The following is a 21,903-nucleotide window of genomic DNA, read 5'->3' on the forward strand; positions in this document are numbered from 1 at the left end:
GCTGGGCTTGCGATCAGCCCGTCCCACGCCGACGGCGAGGTCAGTTGACGATGTCGTCGACCGAAGGCGACTCGGACCTGGACAAGTTGATGCCCAGGTTCGCTGCCGCGCGCTCCAGGTCCTCATCGTCGCCGTCGCGCATCTCGATGGCAGCGCCGTCGCTGGAGAGCACCTCGACGTTGAGGCACAGCGACTGCAGCTCCTTGAGCAGCACCTTGAACGACTCCGGGATACCGGGTTCGGGGATGTTCTCGCCCTTGACGATGGCCTCGTAGACCTTCACGCGGCCGATCACGTCATCAGACTTGATCGTGAGCAGCTCCTGCAGCGTGTAGGCAGCGCCGTAGGCCTGCATGGCCCAGCACTCCATCTCGCCGAAGCGCTGGCCACCGAACTGCGCCTTACCACCGAGCGGCTGCTGGGTGATCATCGAGTACGGGCCGGTGGACCTGGCGTGGATCTTGTCGTCGACCAGGTGCAGCAGCTTGAGGATGTACATGTAGCCGACCGAGGTCGGGTACGGGTACGGCTCTCCGCTGCGGCCGTCGAACAGCTGGGCCTTGCCGTCGCCCTTGACCATCCGCTCACCATCGCGGTTGGGCATGGTCGAGCCGAGCAGACCGGTGATCTCGTCCTCGCGGGCGCCGTCGAACACCGGGGTGGCGGTGTTCGTGCCGGGGTCGGCCTGGAAGAGCTCCTCGGGCAGCTTGGCGGCCCAGTCCGGGTTCCCGTCGATGCTCCAGCCCTGCTTGGCGATCCACCCGAGGTGGGTCTCCAAGATCTGGCCAATGTTCATACGACGGGGCACACCGTGGGTGTTCAGCACGATGTCGACCGGGGTGCCGTCCTCCATGAACGGCATGTCCTCGACCGGCAGGATCTTGCCGATGACGCCCTTGTTGCCGTGCCGGCCGGCGAGCTTGTCGCCGTCCTGGATCTTGCGCTTCTGCGCCACGTAGACCCGGACCAGCTCGTTCACGCCCGGGGGCAGCTCGTCGTCGTCCTCGCGGGAGAACACCCGGATGCCGATGACCTTGCCGGTCTCACCGTGCGGCACCTTCAGCGAGGTGTCGCGCACCTCGCGCGCCTTCTCACCGAAGATCGCGCGGAGCAGGCGCTCCTCGGGGGTCAGCTCGGTCTCGCCCTTGGGCGTGACCTTGCCGACCAGGATGTCGCCGTCGCGGACCTCGGCGCCGATCCGGATGATGCCACGCTCGTCCAGGTCGGCCAGGACCTCCTCGGAGACGTTCGGGATGTCCCGGGTGATCTCCTCGGCGCCCAGCTTGGTGTCGCGGGCGTCGATCTCGTGCTCCTCGATGTGGATCGAGGTCAGGACGTCGTCCTGCACGAGGCGCTGCGACAGGATGATCGCGTCCTCGTAGTTGTGACCCTCCCACGGCATGATCGCCACGAGCAGGTTCTTGCCCAGCGCCATCTCGCCGTTCTGGGTGCACGGGCCATCCGCGATGACCTGCCCGACCTCGACCCGGTCGCCCTCGTTGACGATCGGCTTCTGGTTGATGCAGGTGCCCTGGTTGGAGCGGCGGAACTTGTGCAGCCGGTAGGTCTGGCGGGTGCCGTCGTCGGCCATCACGGTGATGTAGTCGGAGCACAGCTCCTCGATCACACCGGCCTTGTTGGCCACCATCACATCGCCGGCGTCCACCGCGGCGCGCAGCTCCATGCCGGTGCCGACCAGCGGCGACTCGGAGCGGAGCAGCGGCACGGCCTGACGCTGCATGTTCGCGCCCATGAGCGCGCGGTTGGCGTCGTCGTGCTCGAGGAAGGGCACCATCGCGGTCGCCACGGACACCATCTGCCGAGGCGAGATGTCCATGTAGTCGACCTCGTTCGGCGGGATCAGGTCCAGCTCGCCGCCCTTACGGCGAACCATGACCTTGTCCTCGAGGAAGTTCCCGTCCGCGTCGATCGGCGTGTTGGCCTGGGCCTTCACGTACCGGTCTTCCTCGTCCGCGGTCAGGTAGTCGATCTCGTCGGTGACCCGGCCCTCGCGGACCTTGCGGTACGGGGTCTCGATGAAACCGAACGGGTTGACCCGGCCGAAGGAGGACAGCGAGCCGATCAGGCCGATGTTCGGGCCTTCCGGCGTCTCGATCGGGCACATGCGGCCGTAGTGCGAGGGGTGCACGTCGCGCACCTCGAGGCCGGCCCGCTCACGGGAGAGACCACCCGGGCCGAGCGCGGACAGACGCCGCTTGTGCGTCAGGCCGGCCAGCGGGTTGGTCTGGTCCATGAACTGCGACAGCTGGGAGGTTCCGAAGAACTCCTTGATCGCGGCCACCACCGGGCGGATGTTGATCAGGGTCTGCGGCGTGATCGCCTCGACGTCCTGAGTGGTCATCCGCTCGCGGACCACGCGCTCCATACGGGAGAGGCCGACCCGGATCTGGTTCTGGATCAGCTCGCCGACCGTGCGCAGGCGCCGGTTGCCGAAGTGGTCGATGTCGTCGACCTCGACCGGGACCTCCACGCCGCCGGGGGCGGTCATGCTGGTCTCACCCGCGTGCAGGCGCACCAGGTACTCGATCGCGGTGACGATGTCGTCCTCGGTGAGCACACCGGTGGTGAACGGCTGGTCGAGGCCCAGCTTCTTGTTCACCTTGTACCGGCCGACCTTGGCCAGGTCGTAGCGCTTCTCCTTGAAGAACAGGTTCTCCAGCAGGGTCTGCGCGCTCTCCTTGGTGGGCGGCTCGCCAGGGCGCAGCTTGCGGTAGATGTCGAGCAGCGCCTCGTCCTGGCCCGCGGTGTGGTCCTTCTCCAGCGTGGCCATGAGGGTCTCGCTGAAACCGAACCGCTCGCGGATCTGCTCGGCGGTCCAGCCGAAGGCCTTCAGCAGCACGGTGACGGGCTGACGGCGCTTGCGGTCGATGCGGACACCGACGGTGTCGCGCTTGTCGACGTCGAACTCCAGCCAGGCGCCCCGGCTCGGAATGATGCGGACGCTGAACACGTCCTTGTCGGTGGTCTTGTCGACAGAAGTGTCGAAGTAGACACCCGGGGACCGCACCAACTGCGACACCACGACTCGCTCGGTGCCGTTGATGATGTACGTGCCCTTGTCGGTCATCACGGGGAAGTCACCCATGAACACCGTCTGGCTCTTGATCTCGCCGGTGTTGTGGTTGGTGAACTCCGCGGTGACGAACAGTGGGGCCGCGTACGTCATGTCCTTGTCCTTGCACTCCTCGACGGAGGCCTTGACCTCGTCGAAGCGCGGGTCGGAGAAGGAGAGGGACATGGATCCCGAGAAGTCCTCGATCGGCGAGATCTCGTTGAGGACCTCAGCGAGGCCGCCAATCGGATCCTCATCGCCGGCATCGATACGGCGCTGGAACCACTCGTCGGCGCCGACGAGCCATTCGAAGGACTGAATCTGCAGGTCAAGCAGATCGGGCACCGTGAGGGGTTCGCGAATCTTCGCGAACGAAACCCGCTTCGGCGCCCCAGGGATCCCCGACGTGGAGTTGGTCGCAGCAGTGGCCTTGGTCGCGCGGGAGACTGCCAAGATGCGTCCTTCCAGGGACTGTTGCTGGCTGGAAGCTGCCCCGGAGCTTGCGCGCCGGTGCAGTTGTCAAGGGTGCGGCGCGGCCATCATCTCGGGACCCTGGGCAGGGTGAACAGAAAATGGACAGCGCAAAGTGGCAGTCTAGCCACACAGACGGCGGCTGTCGAGCGGGGTCCAGACTGGACACCCGAACTCGTGCTTACGGACAGAGTGAACCCACCGCAGCCCGCAGTCAAGATGCCACGCGGTGATCACTCCGTTGGCGCAGGGCCAACTCACCTCACGTAACCGTTTGACCAGGTCATCCTGTGGAGAAGTACCCGAAGAGCGGGTTTTCTATACCCGATTCCGGCCTTGCCGAGAGGGGTTGAGGAACGTCACACTGGTCCGCTTGCCGACCAGAACGACCGCTCACCGCACGAATTCCCCTGGTCACGCTGCGTCCTGACGTCACGGGGAGGACGCTCCACCCGCCGTCAGCGACCGCTCGTCGCACCCTCGACCGGGTGACCCCGACCCGGTCAGCAGCCCAGACCTTGATCGATTTGTGACCCGGACCCCAGCCGGTCCCGGTCAACAGCGCCACCAGTTCGGAGAACGCGCACTCCGCGTCGCCGAACGGCAACTCCCAGCAAACCCTGCGCGGCCGGTCCTGCGCTGTCCCCGCCGCGGAAACCCTGCCCAAGGAACTTGATCAAGGATACCGGTTTCCGGGCCCCTCGGCCATGCGCCAACTGGCGCTTGACTAGGGGCAATTGCCAGCCCTCGGCCCATCGCCGCAGGTCAACGCGGCCGTCCTGCGGCCACCGGCCCGGAGATGGGCCGGGCCCAGGCGATGCGCTCCACGAGGAACTGCGCCTCGGTCTCGTGCCGGTGGCACCAGGCGAGCAGGATGCCGTGCTCCAGCGTCAGGTCGCTGACCACGCGCGGGCTGGCAGGCCCGTCCGGGCTCCGGTAGGAGATCTCCACCGGCCCGCCGGTGCTGATGGCCGCGGCCAGCCAGCCCCGATCGGGCTCGGGCAGGTCCGGCGCCTGGTACCGCAGGTGGCGGTCCGGGTCCACGGGCCCGTCCACCGCGGGCGCTTCGGCCAGCGCCTCGGCCAGCGCGGCCGGGGTCGCGGCGTGGTCCTCGGGCCGCCACGGCGCGGGCTGCGCCCGTCCCCGCCGGGGTTCCTGCGCCTCGGGCACCTCGTTGCCGGTGGCGTCCTCGCCGACCGGGGTGAACCCGGCCCGCCGCAGCTGGGCCAGGCTCTCCGGCCGCGGCCGGGGACTGACCAGCACGGTCGGCGCCACCTGCCGCAACCCCAGCCGCTCGGCAGGCCGCGAGTTCATGATCTCCAGCGCCTGAATCTCATCCGCGGTGTGGATCACGCACCCGGCGTCCACCACCCTGATCGACCCGTGCCGCCGCGCCACGTCCCGCACCAGGTACGCCAGCGGCTGGGGCACGCCGCCGGCGGCCACCTCGGCCAGGTCGGCGAGCAGCCCGTCGGCGGTGCCGCCGGCGTCCAGGGCCCGCCGGATGCTGGCCGCGGAGAACCGCCAGACCCGGGCCGCGCTGTTGGTCTCCAGGTCGGCGACGGTGTCGAGCAGCCGGACCAGGTGCTGGGCCGGGTCGCCGGTGACGATGGCGGTGAGGTCGGACTGGAGGCGGGCGGTGCCGACGGTGGCGGGGAGCAGGGCGGTGGCGGCGGCGAGCAGGGCGGCTTCGGGATCGGAGACTGATCCGGAGGCCGGAGCCGTTCCGCGCCACGAGGCCGCTTCGGAGCTCGGCACTGTTCTGCGGTGCGAGGCCGCTTCGGGGTTCGGTGCTTCTCCGGGCCGCGAGGCCGCCGCTTCCAGGTTCGACACGTGGCTGGGGTTCGAGGGCGCTTCCGGGTTCGGCGCGGGGTTGGGGGCCGACGCTGCTTCAGCGGGGCCGGTGGCGGGCGACCGGCCTGCCGGGGCCGCCGCGTGAGCGCAGGCGCGCCCGGGTGCCGTGGCGGCCAGGAGGGCGTGGCCGGCTTCGGTGAGCTGGTCTTCGGAGAGCAGGCCCAGCAGGCGGGCTTCGGTGAGGGTGGCTTGGGCGAGGGCCCTGGTGTGGTCGGTGGTGGTGAGCAGGGGGGCGTGCCAGGCGAGCTGGGCCAGGATGGCGGGGTCGGCGGCGCGTTGGTCCGGGGCGAGGCCGGCGTAGGCGGTGAGGAGGGCGTAACGCTGGGCCTTGGCGGGGCCGGGGTTGGGCACCGTGGGCGGGATGGTGCGGCCGTCGGGGGTCTGGCGGTGGGTGGGCGCCTCGGGCAGGGTCAGCCAGGTGCGGACCAGGGTGGTCCAGCGGTGCGCGGCGGGCTGGGTGCGCCAGTCGTCGTAGGCGGCGGTGGGCGCGTAGCTGTCCAGGTGGTGGCCCGCGCGGTGGTGGCCGAGCAGGTCGGCGGCGTAGGCCAGGTCCAGCCACAGGGCGGCGTGTTCCGGTGGGCAGCCGAAGGACTTGGCCAGGCGGCGCAGCTCCCTGGTGCCGATGCCGCCGGAGAGCAGCGCAGGGATGGGTTCGGCCTCGGCGTGCTCCAGCAGGGTGGTGGTCAGGCGGACCGCCTCGGCGGCGGCCACGGCGGCCTGGCTGCGCGCGAGCTCCGGAGTGGCCGGGCTGGTGGCCGGGTGGGGCGGACCGGTCAGGCGGAAGCGGCGGCGGTGCTCGGGCAGGGCGAAGCCGGCCTCGCGCGGGACCTCGGCCGCGGACTTGCCCCTGCGCAGCAGCAACCCGAGCTCGAGCAGCGGGGCCACGGTGGCGGCCAGGTCCTCGTCGGTCAGCTCGCCGTCGGTCAGGGTGACGCGGGGATGGTCGGCGAGCAGGCCGGTGAGCAGCTTGGCGGCCGGGCGGGGCAGGTCGGCCAACAGGCGGGTGAGGCGGGACCGGTCGCCGAGGTGGTCGGCGAGCCGGCGGGTCAGGGTGGACCTGGTGCCGTCGGGAGGCAGGCCGTGCCGGGCGGTCAGCGCGCGGACCTCGGCCAGCGGGTAGGGGGCGAGCAGGTCGGCGAGCGGGGCGCCCAGGCCGAGCGGGGCGGTCCACCAGGTGGCCAGCCGGGGTGGGCAGGCCAGGCCGCCGTCGGCGGTCGGCCAGACCAGGGCGAGCTCGGCGAGGCGGGCCAGTGCGGCGGTGACCAGTGGCCGGGGTGAGGCGAGGGTGCCCGCCACTTCGGCCGGGGTGACCGAGGGACCGAGCACCTGGATGGCCTGGGTGACCGACAGCGCGTCCTGGTCCAGCTCGCGCAGGGCCAGCTCCAGCGAGGTGCGGGTGGACAGGGCCTTGGCCAGGCCGTCCCAGTACCGGGGCGCGGGTTCGACCAGGACGTCCGGCCGGAGCTCGAACAACCGCACCAGCGCCGTCCGGTCGAGACCGCGCAGGTACTCCTTGAGCTTCATCGGCCTGCCTACTCCCGCGTTGTGATCAGTCCTCCCCTGCCCTGCGCATGTAGTCACCGGCGACTGAGCTGAGCTCCACGGCGCTGTCCACGTCGTCCCTGGCGAAGGCCCGGCCCGACTCGGCGATCAGCGCCAGTCCGGTGAGCAGGTCGGTGAAGGACTCCTTGGCGTCCTCGTTGGGCTGATCGCCCAGCTCCGCCTGCATCTCGCCGACCAGTTCGTCCAGCCGGTCGGCGAAGCGTCTGCCGTCCTCGCGCAGCGCCACCAGGGCCGCCCGCCGGGCATGCCACCAGTCGAGCAGTTCGTGTCTGCGCTCCGAGGGCAGCTCGGCGAGGAACGCCAGCTGCTCCTCGGTCAGCTCGGTGATCCCGTCGGGCTCGGAGTCACGCATGGGCGACGACTATGCCACAGCCACCGTTAGCATTTCGTGACCGATCGGGACTTCACAAATCCGAGCTGGTGCTACCTGGCACGACCGCGAGGAACTCACCCACTTGTCGTAGCGGGGCGGGGGTCTGGCGGTTGCGGGGCCGGCTCCGGTGGGGTGCGGGTGGGGGCGGTGGGTGTCTCTGCTGCGGTGCATGGCCTGAGAGTGCGCTGTGCCAGGTTGGCAAGGCCACTTTGGCGGGTGACACGAACGGGTGATTCGGTACTGGGGCGGCGAAGGCGACGCTGAGCTGCGGAAATGGGTGGAGCGGGCGGTCCGGGGAACGCGGTGGCGGGGAGACCGGCGCACGGGGCGGGCCGTTTGGGGTCGCGTGATTCTGCCCTGTGCCAGGCTGGCAAACCGGGCTTGGCGACTCGCACGATCGAGTGCATCCGGCTGATCCGGCTTGGCCCTACGCTGCCTGCGTGACCGACCAACCGGCGAAGGCGCGCCTGCCGCGCCCGCCAGCGGTGCTCTTCCGGCTGGGCTGTGCGGCGCTGCTCGGTGTGCTGATCTGGTTGATGGTGCTGGTGTTCCAGGCGGGCCCCGCGGCGAAGTTCCACCGGGGCGCCGCGCCTGCCGAGGACGACCTGCGCATCGGCACGGCCCAGGTCGAGCAGTGCACGAGGGTGGACCGGAGCCTGCTGGTCACCGGCCTCACCGCGTACTCCTGCCCGGCCAAGGTCCGCTGGGACAGCGGCGCGGAGCAGGGCCTGGAGCGGGAGACCGTGGTCTGGTCCCGGCACGACATCTCCGGCAGGCGACTGCCGGTCCGGGAAGGCGCGGGCAGCGCGTGCCAGGGCTGCCCGGACACCACCGTGGTGCCGGTGGACCACCCGAAGGCGGACCGGGGCGCGCGCGGCGAGGTCGACCTGTGGGTGCTCGCCGGCGTGTTCCTGCTCGGCATTCTCGCGGTCTTTCCGCTGGTGGGAATGCTGAACGGGCCTCGGCCACCGCGGGCGGACGGGCGGCAGCGGCGGCTCGCCCGGCACGTGGCCGCGGCCTTCGTGGTCTACCTGGGCATCGGTGTGCTGGTCGGCGGGATCCTGCTGCTCAACGCGGTCGACTTCCAGGCGGGGGTCCGGCCCGGCGCCGAGGTGCGCGCGACCGGCACGGCCACCGTGGACCACTGCCGGCGGGCCGACCGGAACTTCCTGCTGGTGGAGTTCACCCGCTACGAGTGCCCGGCCGAGGTGCGGTGGCGCGACGGCGCGCTGCCACCTGGCCGCACCAAGGTGGAGTCGCTGCGCGAGCTCAGCGGCCAGGTCGAGGTGCGCTCGGCGAAGGTCTCCTGCGGCAGGCGGTGCGTGGACTGGGTGACCGTGCCCGCCGACCATCCCGACCCGAGCGGCACCGTCCGCTGGTGGGTCGGCTTCGGCCAGATCGCGGGCGGGCTGCTGCTCATCGGGCTGGTCACCGGGGCCGTCTTCGCCATCTACCGGATCCGGCCGAGAGGTACCGCCACCGAGGGAACCGCATTGCCCGCGGCGTCGTCGGAGTCGCAGGGTGCGGGGGTGGCACCGAAGAGCACCGATCAGGGAGGGGCGGCCGGATGAGCCGACCGATCACCGATCCGATGGCCTGGCTCGACGCACAGGAGGCCAGGATCGAGGCGTTGCAGGCCCGCGCCGAGCAGGCCAAGGAGGCACTGGCCACGGCGAGTGCCACGGCCACCAGCCGGGACGGCGCGGTGACGGTCACGGTGAACCCCGGCGGGGTGCTCACCGACCTCCGGCTCACCGCCAAGGCGAGCGGGCTCGGGCACGAGGAGCTGGCCGCGGCGATCATGGCCACGGTCCGGCAGGCGCAGGGCAGGGCGGGCCAGCAGACCGCGGCGATCATGGCCACCGTGGTCGGCGAGGACTCCGAGGCGATGGACTTCGTCCGGGAGAACCTGCCGGAGCCTGCCGAGGAGGACGCGCCCCAGCCACCCCGAAGGCGTCCGGACGACGGCGATGACGAGGGCGGCCGCCCGATCATGCGAGAGGACGGCTGGTGATGACCGGCATCCACGGTGACCTGCCCGCGCTGCAGGCGCACGCGAAGGCGGTCGAGGCCATCACCGCGCGGGTGGACAAGGCCGCGGGCGCGGCCGCGAACGGCTCGCGCAACACCGCCGCCTGGGGCGTGCTGCTCTACCCGTACGGCGAGATCTTCGTCAACGGCCTCGGCAACCAGGTGTCCCAGCTGATCTCCGCGCTGAGCGAGACCGGCGGGGTCTGCGGCAAGGGCGTCGAGGACTGCCGGGCCAGCTACGAGCAGGTCGAAGCGGCCCTGGCCCAGATGTTCAGGGGGATCCAGAAATGAGCCAGCCCACGCCGAGCGTCCAGGCGCCCCGCCCCAAGGCGGACAGCAACCCGGAGACCAACGACCTGATCGAGAAGGAGAAGCCGGAGCACGGCTGCTTCCAGGGCAACGTCACGCTCAAGGGCGCGGGGATCGCGGACAGCCTCAATGAGGCCATCGGCGACTTCGGCCGGATCGGCGAGCCCGACTTCAGCGTCACGGAGGCGGTCACCGACGGCGCGGTGCTCGCGCTGGACGTGCTCGGCATCGTGATGAACCCCTTCGGCGAGCTGGGCAAGGCCGCCGCGGGCTGGCTGATCGAGCACGTGGACTTCCTGCGCGAGGGCATCGAGGTGGTCACCGGCGACCCGGACGCGGTGAAGGCGCTCAAGGGCACCTGGACCAACATCGCCAACGAGCTCAACAGCGCGGCGGGCGACTACGAGCGCGAGCTGTCCTCGGTGCAGTCCTGGATGGCCAAGACCCCCTCCGGCCAGATCTACCACCAGACCGCCACCGCCTACGTGAAAGCGCTGCGCGCCGCCGGCGAGAAGGCCGCGTCCGCGGCGAAGGTGGTGGAGTACTCCGGCATCGCGGTCGCCTCGGTGCGCGGGCTGATCTTCGACCTGATCGCCGAACTGATCGGCAAGTGGATCGGCAAGCTGATCGCCGCCGGGCTCACCGCGCTGTTCACCCTCGGCGCCTCCGCGGCCGCGTTCATCACCAGCGCGATCGCCGACGCCTGCGCGCTGGCCCGCAAGATCTTCGGCAAGCTGCGCAAGCTCACCGAGGCGATCGAGCAGCTGGGCGTGTTCATCCGCAAGTTCTCCAACAGCGCGGCGGGCGCGGCCGCCTCCACCAAGGCCACCAGGGCCGCGGTGGACAGCGGCATCGGCGCGGTGAACAACGTCGGCAAGCGCGCCACCGACGCCCTGGGCACCGTGGGCAAAGTGGCGGGCAGCAAGGGCACGGTGGCGGCCAAGGAAGCCGTCAAGGAGGGGACGAACGCCGAGCACCCCGGCTAGTCAGCGGGGCTGGATCTCGGTGATCTTCCACTTGCCGTCGACCTGCTGCATGTTCACCACGACCTGCAGCGCGGTGTCGCCGCGGTAACCGTCGCTGGCGCGCTCGCTGTGCTGGTCGGCGAAGACCAGGACCATGGCCCGGTCGCCCTCCAGCACCCTGACCGCGGCGGAGCGGACGATGGTGCTGTACACCAGCTTCTGCTCCGGCCCGGTCTTGCGCAGGCCGGTCAGGATGGTGTCGTAGTCCTGGGTGGCCTTGCCCATCAGCACCGCCTTGGCCGCGTCCTCGTTCTTCTGCGGCTCGGCGAAGTTGTAGGACAGCACGGTCTGGATCGCGTTGGTGACCTGGCCGACGACCTCGCTGGTGCGCGCGTTGTCGACGAGCGCCTGGTTGCTGCCGCCGCTTTCCGCCTGGAGGTACTCGGCGCGGAACCAGACGCCCAGCACGATGAGCACGGCCGCGACCAGGACCAGCGCGGCGGGCAGCAGCCAGCCTGAGCGCCGGGGCTCGGCGGGGTCGGGGTCGGGCTCGGGGTCAGCTTCGGCCGCGGGTTCCGGCGCGGGCTTGGGCTTGGCGGGCTTGGCGCTGGGGCGCGGTTTCGCCTCGGGTTCCGGGGCGGGCTCCGGCTCGGCGGGGGCCTCGGGCTCCAGCACGCCGCGCGCGGAGAGTTCCGCGGTGGCGGTGTCCTCGGCGGCGGTGTCCTCGATGGGGGCGGGCGCTGCGGGGGCGGGCGCTGCGGTGTCCTCGAGCGCCTCGGGGGCGGCGGTGGGGTCCTCGAAGCGCTCGGTGGCCGGGCGGCCCCGGGTGCCCGCGACCTTGGGGTGGCGGGCCGGGGTGCCGGTGGGGCGGTTGCGGCGGATCGGTGGCACTGCTCGGTCCTCCTCAGACGGCCGGTGCGGGGCGAACGGCGTCCAGCGCGGACAGCCGCCAGCCGTCGGGGGTCCTGGTCAGCTCGACGGCGACCCGGCCGGTGGAGACCTGGGGCTGCTCGTCGCCGGACTTGCCGGTGAGCTCCACGATGGCCAGCATCTTCGCCTTGCCCGCGCGCAGGTCCAGCTCGGTCAGCGCGCTCTCCCTGGCCTTGGCCGTGGTGACCAGCTTGCGGTCGTTGAGGTACTTCTTGGTGGCTTCCTTGTCCGCGGCCAGCGCCTCGCTGAGCGGACTGGTGGTGGCCGTCTTCAGCTGCTCGAAGATCTCGTCGTACTTGCGGTAGTCCTGGTGCAGCAGGTTGACCACGTGCTGCTGACCGACGAGCACCACCTCGTCCCGCTCCCTGGCGAACTCCAGGCCGTCGTCGGAGCCCGCGGCCGCCCACGACACCCCGTACCAGCCCGCGAACAGGGCCGCGAGCACGACCAGCACGGTGGCGCCCAGCACGAGCACGCGGCGTGGATCGGTGCCGGGACGTGGATCAGTGGATCGGTCGGTCATAACGCTCCAAAGCTCGCTCAGCCGGACAGGCCGAGCATCTGGGCCAGACTGCGCGGCGCCTGGCTGCCTGGCAACTGCAACAGCGCGAGCAGGCCGGACGCGGCGCCCGGCTGCGGCTGCCTGGCCGGGCCGACCAGCTTGGTCGAGGGCGGCGGGGTCATCGGCTTGCCACCGTAGGGCGCGTTCTGCGCCCCGCGCACGTCGACCGGACTGCCGGGGCCCTCCGCGCAGTACGCCTGGGTGTTCAGCGCGATCGGCCCGGTCGCGTTGCCCGGCCTGCGCTTGGTCTTCTCGTAGCCCTTGGTGCAGGGCGGCGGGTCGAACAGGTTGATGGCCAGGCCGAAGTGCGCGGTGCCGTCGCCGGGGGCCACCGTGAACGCGCCGCCGACCACCAGCGGGTAGGTGACCATGGCCTGTTCCAGGCCGTCCTTGCGCGGCAGCGCGACATCGACCGTGGTGAGCAGGTTCGCGGTCAGCTCGGAGATGCCCTGACCGGACTCCCGCAGCAGCCCGCTGATCTGGTCGGTGGCCTTCGGCGTGTTCTCGATCAGCCTGCGCAGGTCCGGATCGGAGGTCTTCAGCTGCTCGGCCAGCAACCGCAGGTCCTTGCTGAAGGAGGTGATCGAGGAGGACTGCTGGTTCTGCGTGCCCAGCACGGTGCGCGCCTTGCGCAGCAGCTCCAGGGTCTGCGGCAGGTTCTTCACCGCGTCCTTGGTGAACACCGAGGTGGTGTCCAGCAGCCGTTGCAGCTGCGGCCCGGTGCCGTCGAAGGCGGTGCCCAGCTCGTCCACCACGGTGCGCAGCGAGTCCAGCGGCACCGAGGTGGTCAGCCCGTCCAGGTTGGCCAGCAGCGTCTCCACCGGCGGCGGGGTGGCGGTGCGGTCCACGCTGATCACCGAGCCACCGGCCAGGTACGGCCCGGTGTCGGTGTTGGGCCGCAGGTCCACGTACTGCTCGCCGACCGCGGACCGGTTGGTCACCACGGCCTTGGTGTCAGCCGGGATCCGGTCGAAGCCTTCCTCGATGTCCAGCTCGACCTCAAGGCCGTTGTCGGTGAGCCGCAGCTGCCCGACCCGGCCGACCGTGACGCCGCGGTAGGTCACCTCGGCGTTGGTGAAGATGCCGCCGGAGTCGGCCAGCTTCATGGTCACCACGTAGCCGCGCGGCCCGAACAACCGGTCCATCCCGGCGTAGCGGGCCCCGGCGTAGCTCACCCCGACCAGCGCGATCAGCACGAACGCGATGATCTGGATGCGGATGCGGCTGGTCATCATCAGCGACCACCGCCCAGCAGCGAACCGATCAGGCCGCCGAGTCCGCCCTGCTGCGACCCGCCGCCCGGCCGGTTCGGCGTCGGCGGGGTGGGCAGCCCAGGCAGACCGGGCAGCAGCGGCGGGGCCGCGCCGGGCTGCTGTGCGCCGGGCTGCGGCGGGCCGAGCAGGCCCTGCCGGGAGCTGCCCAGGTTGTCCAGGATGCGGCTCAGGTCGAGGTCGATCTTGGCGTGCAGGTTGGTGAAGTCGCCCTTGATGCCGTCCACCGCGGAGTCCGGGAACGGGAAGGTGAGCAGCACCTCGAAGCCCTTTGGCAGGTTCTGGCCGGCCTCGGCGAGCTTCTGCAGGGTGGGTGTGAGCGCCCTGAGGTCGTGGATCACGTCGTCCTTGCTGCGGTTGACCACGTCGGTGGCCACCCCGGAGAGCCGGTCCAGCGCCTGCAGCATGCCGACCAGCTGCTGCCGCTGCTCGGCGAGCACCTTCAGGCCGGGCTCCAGCCCGTCCAGCGCCTTCTTGATGTTGCCGATCTGGCCGACCAGCGTGGCGGAGAGCCGGTTCAGCCCGTCCAGCGCGCGGGCGATCTCGCCCTTGTGCCCGTCCAGCGTGCTGACCAGCTTGTCCACGTTGCCCAGCAGCTCGCGCAGCTCCGGCTCCCGGCCGGAGAGGGCCTTGTTCAGCTCCCTGGTGATGGTCTGCAGCTGGGCCACCCCGCCGCCGTTGAGCAGCAGGGACAGCGCGCCGAAGACCTCCTCGACCTCCGGGTTGCGGTTGGTCCGCTCCAGCGGGATCAGCGCGCCGTCGGCCAGGTTGCCCTGCGGGGACTTGGGCGCGGCCAGCTCGACGAACTTCTCCCCAAGCAGGCTGGACTGGCGGAGCTTGGCATCGGCGTTGGCCGGCAGCTTCACCTCGCCGTTGACCAGCACGGTGACCTCGGCGGTCCAGCCGTCCTGGGCCAGCGCCACGCTCTCCACCCGGCCCACCGGCACATCGTTGACCTTCACCCCGGCCTGCGGGACCAGGTCGAGCACGTCCTTGAACCGCACCTTGACCCGGTACGGGTGGTCGCCGACGTCGGCGCCGCCGGGCAGGGACACGTTGTACAGCCCGGTGAACTCGCCGATGCCGCACCCGGCGAGCAGGCCGGCGGTCAGCACCAGTCCGGCCGCGCGCAGTGCCGTCTTCTTCGGGGCGATCTTCATCGCTGCCCCTTCCCTGGCGGCGTGCCCAGCAGCGGCGGCAGCTGCGGCACCTTGCCCTGCTGGAGCGAGGTGATCACATCGGCCACGCTGGGCAGCTTGACCACGCCGTCGACCACGCCGGCGAGCTTGCCGCAGATGTCGGCGAGGGTCTGCGGCAGCTCCTTCGGCGTGGTCTGCCGGAGCAGCTCGCAGACCATCACGATCGGCGGCCTGGTCAGCTCGTTGATATTCGCCCGGGTATCCAGGGTGCCACTCGCCGCGTTATAGGTGTTCTGCAGGTTGCCCAGGGCCAGCGGGGCCACGTCGAGCACCTCGGCCAGCGCGGCCCGCTGGTCCACCAGCACCTTGGTGATGCTGGCCAGCTTGTCCACATTGGACTTCAGCTGCTCCCGGTTGTCCCTGATGAAGCCCTCCACGCTGACCAGTGCGGCGGCCAGCTCGCGCACCGCGGCGCCCAGGTCCTCGCGCTCACCGGCCAGGAACCGGTTCACGTCGGCCAGCTGGGTGTTGAACTCGCGCACCTGCTTGTCGTTGGCGGCCAGCATCGAGGTGAACCTGCGCAGGTTGTCGACTGTGCCGAACAGGTCCTCCCGCGCGCCGTTGAGCGTGCCCGCGGCGTCGCCCAGCTCGCGGATGGTGTCCCGCAGCTTCGCGCCGTTGCCTGCCAGGTTGTCCGCGCTGACGTCGAGCAGCTGGGACAGCGCGCCGTTCTTGTTGGCGCCCTTGGGTCCCAGCGCGGTGGTCAGCTTGTCCAGGCTGCCGTAGACCTCGTCCAGCTCCATCGGGGTGACCGTGCGCTCGCGCGGGATCACCGTGTGCTCGCCCAGCTTCGGGCCGCCGGTGTACACCGGGGCGAGCTGCACGTACCGGTCGCTGACCACGCTCGGGTTGACCACCGCGGCGTTGGGCTGGGCTGGCAGCTCGACGTCGCGGTCCACCCGCATCTCGACCTTGACCTGGGTGCCCTGCGGCTCAACCTTGTCGATGGTGCCCACCCGCACGCCGAGCACCCGCACGTCGCCGCCCTCGTACACGCCGATGCCGGCGGAGAAGTACGCGGTGACCAGCCGTCCGGCCGGGCGGGCCAGCACCCACCACAGGGTCGCGGTGAGCAGCAGCACCACCACCGCGCCGAAGGCGATGATCCGGGCCAGGTCCGGCCTGGCCTTGAGCGGAGTGCTCATGGGCGGCACCCCTCTGGGTTGATCGGGCCGAGCGAGGGCGGCAGCAGCCCGCAGATGTAGGTGTCGAACCAGCGGCCGTTGCCCAGGGTGTTGGCGAACACCCGGACGAACGGGGCCAGCAGGTTGATGCTGCGGCCGAGGCTGTCCTGGTTGCGCTGCAACATGGTGGTCACCCGCTCCAGCTGTGCCAGCGCCGGGCGCAGCTGGTCCTTGTTGTCGGCCACCAGGCCCTGTAGCTCGGTGGACAGCTTGCGGGTGCCGTCGAGCAGCGAGCTGATCGCGTCCTTGCGCTTGCGGATCTCGGCCAGCAGCTTGTTGCCGTCGCCGAGCAGCTTCTCGAACTCGGCGTTGCGGTCGGCCAGCGTCTTGCTGATCGAGTTGGTGTTGGCCAGCAGCTTGGCCAGCTGGTCATCCCGGCTGGAGATGGTCTTGGACAGCGCGTTGAGCCCGTCCAGCGCGCCGCGCACCTCCTCCGGGGTGTCCCGGAAGGTGGTCGCGATGACCTGGAAGCTCTTGGCCAGCTGATCGGTGTCGATCTGGCCGACGGTGTTCGCCAGGCCGGTGAAGGCCTCGGTCACGTCGTAGGGCGACATGGTGCGCTCGCGCGGGATCGCCTCGCTCGGCTTGAGCGGGGCGGCGCCCTGCGGGTCCAGCGCGAGGAACTTCTGGCCCAGCAACGTCTTGATCTTGATGGCCGCGGTGCTGCGGTCGCCCACCCAGGCGTCATCCACCCGGAAGGTGACCAGCACGTGGTCCCTCTCCAGCTCCACGTCGGCGACCTTGCCGACCTTGACCCCGGCCACCCGAACCTCGTCGTCCGGCTTGAGCCCGGCGGCCTCGCTGAACTGGGCCCGGTAGCTGGTGCCGCCGCCCACGATGGGCAGGTCCTCGAGGAAGAACGCGCTGAGCAGGCCGAGGGTCAGCACGGTCAGGCTGACCAGGCCGATGGTGATCGGGTTGCGCTCGCGGAAGGGCTTCATGCCTTGCACCTCGGCTGGGTGTTGGGCATGACCGGGATCTCCACCGGCTTGTTGATGATCGGCACGGTGACCTGGCCGCTGGCCTCGCACAGGAAGAAGTTGAACCAGGAGCCGTAGGTCGCGGTGCGGGTGATCGTCTCCAGCTTCTTCGGCATCCGCTGCAGGATGCCCTCCACGATGTCGTTGCCGTCGCCCAGGTTCTTGGCCAGCTGGCCCAGCTGGTCGATGTCCTTGCGCAGCGGTTCCCGGGCCCCGTCCAGCAGTCCGGCGGTGGCGTTGGTCAGCGAGCCGAGCGCGGTGATCGCCTCGCCGATCGGCTGGCGATCCTGGGACAGCCCGGAGACCAGCTGCTGGAGCTGGCTGACCAGGCCACTGAGCTGCTGGTCGCGTTCGTTGACCGCGCCGAGCACCTGGTTGAGGTTGTCCACCACCTCGCCGATCACCTTGTCCTTGCCCGCGATGGTGGTGGTCAGCGAGGCGGTGTGCGCGAGCAGGCTGGTGATGGTGCCGCCTTCGCCTTGCAGCACCTGGACGATCTCGTAGGACAGCTTGTTCACGTCATCCGGGTTGAGCGCCTGGAACAGCGGCTTGAACCCGTTGAACAGCGCGGTCAGGTCCAGCGCCGGCCGGGTGCGCTCCAGCGGGATGACCCCACCGGGCGGCAGCGTGCCGGCGCCGCCGGAGCCCTGCTCCAGCGCGATGTAGCGCTGGCCGACCAGGTTGCGGTACTTGACCGTGGCGGTCACCGTGGCTGGCAGTTTCCGTTGCTGCTCAACGGAGAACCGGACCTCGGCCAGCCGCCGGTCAGCGACCTTGACCTCCTCCACCTCGCCCACCTTGACCCCGGCGATGCGCACGTCGTCACCGGGGTTGAGCGAGGTGACATCGGTGAACCTGGCCAGGTAGCCGGATGAGTCGCGCAGGTCGGAGTTGGCGATGGTGATCGCCAGCAGCGTGGTGGCCAGCACGGTCACCACCACGAAGACGGTGAACTTGACCAGCGGCGCGGTGAGTCCCCTCATTTCAGCGTCACCTCCGTGCCGCGGTAGGCCGGGCCGAGCACCAGGCTGGCCCAGCTGGGCACCTGCTGCGGCTCGACGCCGAGCTGTCCGGCGATCAGCGCGGCCAGGAAGTCCTGCTCGGCCGAGGAGTTCGCGATCCCGGTGTCCGCGACACCGCCGGAGGCCGCGGACGGGGCCACGTGACCGCCGTTCTGGACGTTGATCGGCGGGTTCAGGCCATCGTTGGCGCTGCGCGCGGCGGGCGGCGGCTTGCTGCCGTCCTTCACCGGGCCCTCCGGCGGGTACTGCGGGAACGGCTCCGGCCTCGGGTGGATGTCGTAGCAGCGCGGCCCGCGCTTGTCCCCGTAACGGGGCTCGTCCTGGTTCGGCACGTACTTCCCACGGTTCGCGGTGATCTCCATGGTGATCCGCAGGCCGGGCGAGCTGGTGCCCTTGCCGAAGGCCTTGTCCAGCCTCGGCACCAGCTCGGCCATCCCCTTGAGGAAGCAGGGATATTCCGGCGCGTACTTGGCCAGCACGTCCAGCAGCGGCCTGCTGTCCTGGGCCACCCTGATCAGGTTGTTGCGGTTGGCGGCCAGGAACCCGGTGAGGTCGGCCGAGGTGTTGCCCACGCTGGTGTAGAGCGTCTGCAGGTTGGTGCGCTGCTCGGCCACCGTCTTCGTGGTGGTGGTCAGGTCGGCCAGCGCCTGCAGCAACTCCGGCGCGGCCTTGTCGTAGGTGCCGCTGACGTCGGCCAGCGCGGTGATGTCCGCCTTGAGGTCGGGCAGCGCCGGGTTCAGCTCGCGCAGGTAGCGGTTGAGCAGGGTCAGCGTCTCGCCCAGCTGGTCGCCGCGCCCGTCCAGCGCGGTGGCCATCGAGCCGAGCGTGCTGGCCAGCTTCTGCGGCTGCACCGCCTGCAGCACCGGCATCAGGTTGGACAGCACCCGCTCCAGCTCGATCGCCGAGCTGCTGCGGTCCTGGCTGATCACATCGCCCGCGGCCAGGTGCCCGCCGGCCGGCTTGCCGGTGGGCACCAGCGCGACGTACCGCTCGCCGAAGAGGGTCTTGGGCAGCAGCCGGGCGGTGACGTCCTTGGGGATCAGCGCCAGCTTGTCCGGCTGCAGGGCCAGCTCCAGCTCGGCGCCGTCCCCCTTGCTGGAGACGCGCTTGACCTCGCCGACGATGAGCCCGCGCACCTTCACGTCGGACTCGGTCATCAGCTGGTTGCCGATGTGGTCGGTGCGCAGCGTGACCGCCGCGGTGCGCTCGAAGTCGCCGCGGTAGACCGCCACGGTGAGACCGAGCAGCAGTGCGATGACCGCCAGGAACACGACACCGAGGAGTCGGCGGCGCAGGACGGACAAGGTGGAGCGAGCGGTCATCCAGCGATCCTCACGGTGGTCGTCGTGCCCCAGATCGCCAGGCTGAGGAAGAAGTCCAGCAGCGCGGTGGTCACGATCGCGGTGCGCACGGCCCGGCCGACCGCGACGCCCACGCCGGCCGGCCCGCCGCTGGCCCGGTAGCCGTAGTAGCAGTGGGTCATGATGATGACCACGCTGAACACGAGCACCTTGCCGAAGGACCAGAGCACGTCCTCCGGTGGCAGGAACAGGTTGAAGTAGTGGTCGTAGGTGCCTGCCGACTGCCCGTAGAACTCGGTCGTGATCGTGCGCGAGGCCAGGTAGGAGGTCAGCAGGCCGATCACGTACAGCGGGATCACCGCGACGAACCCGGCGATGATCCGGGTCGTCACCAGGAACGGCAGGCTGGGCACGCCCATCACCTCCAGCGCGTCGATCTCCTCGGAGATGCGCATCGCGCCGAGCTGGGCGGTGAAGCCGGAGCCCACCGTCGCGGAGAGCGCGAGGCCGGCCACCAGTGGCGCGATCTCGCGGGTGTTGAAGTAGGCGGAGACGAACCCGGCGAAGGCCGAGGTGCCGATCTGGTTCAGCGCCGCGTAGCCCTGCAGGCCGACCACGGTGCCGGTGAACAGGGTCAGGCCGATCATCACGCCGATGGTGCCGCCGATGACCGCGAGCGCGCCGCTGCCGAAGCTGACCTCGGCCAGCAGCCGCAGCGTCTCCCGCATGTAGCGGCGCAGCGCGCGCGGCACCCAGGCCAGCGCCCGCAGGTAGAAGGACAGCTGGTCGCCGAGCGCGTCCAGGCCGTGCAGGGGCCGGTTCGCCGCGTTCCGGAGCCGATCGCCGAGGGTCACCATCACATGCCCTTCGCCGGGACGAGCTGCAGGTACACCGTGGTCAGCACGAAGTTGACGAAGAACAGCAGCAGGAAGGTGATCACCACGGACTGGTTCACCGCGTCGCCGACGCCCTTGGGGCCACCGGCCGGGTTGAGCCCGCGGTAGGCGGCCACGATGCCCGCGATGAAGCCGAAGATCAGCGCCTTGATCTCGCTGATCCACAGGTCCGGTAGCTGGGCCAGCGCGGAGAAGCTGGCCAGGTAGGCCCCTGGGGTGCCGCCCTGCATGACCACGTTGAAGAAGTATCCGCCGAGCACGCCGACCACGCTGACCATGCCGTTGAGCAGCACGGCGACCAGCATCGCGGCCAGCACCCTTGGCACCACCAGGCGCTGGATCGGCGAGACGCCGAGCACCTCCATCGCGTCGATCTCGTCCCTGATCTTGCGCGAGCCCAGGTCCGCGCAGATCGCCGAGCCGCCCGCGCCGGCGATCAGCAGCGCGGTCACGATCGGGCTGGCCTGCTGGATCACCGCCAGCACGCTGGCCGCGCCGGTGAAGGACTGCGCGCCGATCTGCCTGGTCAGCGAGCCGAGCTGGAGCGCGATGACCGCGCCGAAGGGGATCGCGACCAGCGCGGTGGGCAGGATGGTGACGCTGGCGATGAACCAGCACTGCTGGATGAACTCGCGGAACTGGAACGGGCGCTTGACCATCGCCCTGGTGGTGTCCAGGCCGAGGGCGAACATCCGGCCGGTCTCGGCCAGCGCGCCCGCGCCGGGGAACTTCGCCGTGGGCCTGGTCATGGCTGGCCTCCCGGCCTGGTCCACGGCGAGGGCTGCCACGGCTCCCGCGACTGCGGGCTGGGCGGCTGGGTCAGCTGCTGCGTGCGCTGCGGCGCGGCCGCACCCGCGTAGACGCCGAAGTAGGCCTGCTCGTCCGGGGTGAGGCTGGCCACGATGGCCTGCTGCGCGATCGGCGGCAGGGTGTGCAGGATGCGCATCACCCGCTCCTTGCGGCGGCGCACCGCGGCCCGCACCGGCAGGCCGGGGCTGACCTCGATCTGCGGCACGATCCCAGTGCCGCCACCGCCCTTGGGCCCGCCGAGGTTGCTGCCGCCGTTGGCGGCCAGCGCGGCGAGCTCAGCGGCGGCCTGGGCCGCGTCCTTCTCCTCGCTCATGCCGATCGGGCCCTCGCGGCGGCCGTTGAGGAACTGCTCCACCACCGGCTCGGTGGAGGTCAGCAGCACCTCGCGCGGGCCGAACATGACCAGCTCGCGGCGGAAGAGCATGCCGATGTTGTCCGGCACGGTGCGCGCGGTGCCGATGTCGTGGGTGACGATCAGGAAGGTGGCGTCGATCTGCGCGTTGAGGTCGACGATCAGCTGGTTCAGGTAGGCCACCCGGACCGGGTCGAGGCCGGAGTCCGGCTCGTCGAACAGGATGATCTCCGGGTCCAGGATCAGCGCGCGGGCCAGCCCGGCCCGCTTGCGCATACCGCCGGAGATCTCACCCGGCAGCTTCTTCTCCGCGCCGATGAGGCCGACCATCTCCATCTTCTCCAGCACGAGGCGGCGCACCTCGGCCTCGCTCTTGCGGGTGTGCTCACGCAAGGGGAAGGCGATGTTGTCGAAGAGGTTCATCGAGCCGAACAGCGCGCCGTCCTGGAACAGCACGCCGAAGAGCTTGCGGATCTCGTACAGCTTGTGCTCGGAACAGCTGCAGATGTCCACGCCGTTGATCATCACCCGGCCGTGTTCCGGCCGGAGCAGCCCGACGAGCGACTTGAGGAAGACCGACTTTCCGGTACCGGAGGGGCCCAACAGCACGCTGATCTCGCCTGGCGGCAAGGTCAGCGTGACATCTCCCCAGATGGCCTGCCTGCCGAAGGACTTGCTCAGGCCTTCGACGACCACCTCGACGCCCATCGCACCTCCCGCTTTACCGCGGCTCGTCCGTGCCTGCCCAGGGACAGAT

Annotated in this window: 18 protein-coding genes; 4 read left to right on the forward strand and 14 right to left on the reverse strand. The window is 70.5% G+C overall.

The features are described 5' to 3' along the window. Positions 1-40: 40 nt before the first annotated feature. The 3 genes from rpoB to ACWDY5_RS04180 all read right to left on the reverse strand — a co-directional run bounded on the left by rpoB (position 41) and on the right by ACWDY5_RS04180 (position 7,313). A complete protein-coding gene (rpoB, locus tag ACWDY5_RS04170) occupies positions 41-3,526 on the reverse strand; it encodes a DNA-directed RNA polymerase subunit beta (protein WP_449720875.1) in 3,486 nt (1,161 codons plus the stop codon). Between the two features lie 783 nt (positions 3,527-4,309). After that, a complete protein-coding gene (locus ACWDY5_RS04175) occupies positions 4,310-6,922 on the reverse strand; it encodes a helicase-associated domain-containing protein (RefSeq protein WP_449720876.1) in 2,613 nt (870 codons plus the stop codon). Between the two features lie 25 nt (positions 6,923-6,947). After that, the gene (locus ACWDY5_RS04180; RefSeq protein ID WP_449720877.1) at positions 6,948-7,313 is read right to left on the reverse strand and encodes a hypothetical protein; all 366 of its coding nucleotides are present in this window, start codon (positions 7,311-7,313) and stop codon (positions 6,948-6,950) included. Between the two features lie 461 nt (positions 7,314-7,774). Here ACWDY5_RS04180 and ACWDY5_RS04185 point away from each other — a divergent pair, with 461 nt between their 5' ends. The 4 genes from ACWDY5_RS04185 to ACWDY5_RS04200 are packed head-to-tail and all read left to right on the forward strand — an operon-like array spanning position 7,775 to position 10,660. Further along, positions 7,775-8,905, forward strand: coding sequence for a DUF6346 domain-containing protein (locus tag ACWDY5_RS04185; protein WP_449720878.1), 1,131 nt, complete (start codon positions 7,775-7,777; stop codon positions 8,903-8,905). After that, positions 8,902-9,348: a YbaB/EbfC family nucleoid-associated protein gene (locus tag ACWDY5_RS04190; RefSeq protein WP_449720879.1), complete on the forward strand. Its 447-nt coding sequence runs from the start codon at positions 8,902-8,904 to the stop codon at positions 9,346-9,348. Before ACWDY5_RS04185 ends, ACWDY5_RS04190 begins: the two co-directional genes overlap by 4 nt. Then, entirely contained in the window at positions 9,348-9,656 is a 309-nt protein-coding gene (locus ACWDY5_RS04195; RefSeq protein ID WP_449720880.1) for a hypothetical protein, read from the forward strand. The genes ACWDY5_RS04190 and ACWDY5_RS04195 overlap by 1 nt, the downstream gene beginning before the upstream one ends. Further along, positions 9,653-10,660, forward strand: coding sequence for a hypothetical protein (locus ACWDY5_RS04200; RefSeq protein ID WP_449720881.1), 1,008 nt, complete (start codon positions 9,653-9,655; stop codon positions 10,658-10,660). The genes ACWDY5_RS04195 and ACWDY5_RS04200 overlap by 4 nt, the downstream gene beginning before the upstream one ends. On the opposite strand, the gene ACWDY5_RS04205 is transcribed toward ACWDY5_RS04200, so the two are convergent. Genes ACWDY5_RS04205 through ACWDY5_RS04255 form a run of 11 tightly spaced genes read right to left on the reverse strand, consistent with a single transcriptional unit; the run spans position 10,661 to position 21,854 of the window. Then, a complete protein-coding gene (locus tag ACWDY5_RS04205) occupies positions 10,661-11,530 on the reverse strand; it encodes a hypothetical protein (protein ID WP_449720882.1) in 870 nt (289 codons plus the stop codon). A gap of 13 nt (positions 11,531-11,543) precedes the next feature. Then, a complete protein-coding gene (locus tag ACWDY5_RS04210) occupies positions 11,544-12,092 on the reverse strand; it encodes a hypothetical protein (RefSeq protein ID WP_252480535.1) in 549 nt (182 codons plus the stop codon). Between the two features lie 17 nt (positions 12,093-12,109). Then, on the reverse strand, positions 12,110-13,366 hold the full coding sequence (locus ACWDY5_RS04215) for an MCE family protein (RefSeq protein WP_449720883.1): 1,257 nt from the start codon (positions 13,364-13,366) through the stop codon (positions 12,110-12,112). Then, on the reverse strand, positions 13,366-14,562 hold the full coding sequence (locus ACWDY5_RS04220) for an MCE family protein (protein ID WP_449720884.1): 1,197 nt from the start codon (positions 14,560-14,562) through the stop codon (positions 13,366-13,368). The genes ACWDY5_RS04215 and ACWDY5_RS04220 overlap by 1 nt, the downstream gene beginning before the upstream one ends. Continuing rightward, positions 14,559-15,746, reverse strand: coding sequence for an MCE family protein (locus tag ACWDY5_RS04225; RefSeq protein WP_449720885.1), 1,188 nt, complete (start codon positions 15,744-15,746; stop codon positions 14,559-14,561). The genes ACWDY5_RS04220 and ACWDY5_RS04225 overlap by 4 nt, the downstream gene beginning before the upstream one ends. Continuing rightward, positions 15,743-16,726: an MCE family protein gene (locus ACWDY5_RS04230; RefSeq protein WP_449720886.1), complete on the reverse strand. Its 984-nt coding sequence runs from the start codon at positions 16,724-16,726 to the stop codon at positions 15,743-15,745. The genes ACWDY5_RS04225 and ACWDY5_RS04230 overlap by 4 nt, the downstream gene beginning before the upstream one ends. Then, positions 16,723-17,748 carry an MCE family protein gene (locus tag ACWDY5_RS04235; protein WP_449720887.1) on the reverse strand — a complete coding sequence of 342 codons (1,026 nt, stop codon included), beginning with the start codon at positions 17,746-17,748 and terminating at the stop codon, positions 16,723-16,725. Before ACWDY5_RS04235 ends, ACWDY5_RS04230 begins: the two co-directional genes overlap by 4 nt. Next, positions 17,745-19,109 (reverse strand): MCE family protein, encoded by a 1,365-nt coding sequence (locus tag ACWDY5_RS04240; RefSeq protein WP_449720888.1) that lies wholly within the window; start codon positions 19,107-19,109, stop codon positions 17,745-17,747. Before ACWDY5_RS04240 ends, ACWDY5_RS04235 begins: the two co-directional genes overlap by 4 nt. Beyond that, complete coding sequence (locus tag ACWDY5_RS04245) at positions 19,106-19,945, reverse strand: MlaE family ABC transporter permease (RefSeq protein ID WP_283661823.1); 840 nt, start codon at positions 19,943-19,945, stop codon at positions 19,106-19,108. The genes ACWDY5_RS04240 and ACWDY5_RS04245 overlap by 4 nt, the downstream gene beginning before the upstream one ends. After that, on the reverse strand, positions 19,945-20,733 hold the full coding sequence (locus ACWDY5_RS04250) for an MlaE family ABC transporter permease (RefSeq protein ID WP_252480527.1): 789 nt from the start codon (positions 20,731-20,733) through the stop codon (positions 19,945-19,947). Before ACWDY5_RS04250 ends, ACWDY5_RS04245 begins: the two co-directional genes overlap by 1 nt. Further along, positions 20,730-21,854, reverse strand: a complete 1,125-nt coding sequence (locus ACWDY5_RS04255; protein ID WP_449720889.1) for an ABC transporter ATP-binding protein — start codon at positions 21,852-21,854, stop codon at positions 20,730-20,732. The genes ACWDY5_RS04250 and ACWDY5_RS04255 overlap by 4 nt, the downstream gene beginning before the upstream one ends. Positions 21,855-21,903: the final 49 nt, after the last annotated feature.

Source organism: Crossiella sp. NPDC003009 (assembly GCF_053591555.1).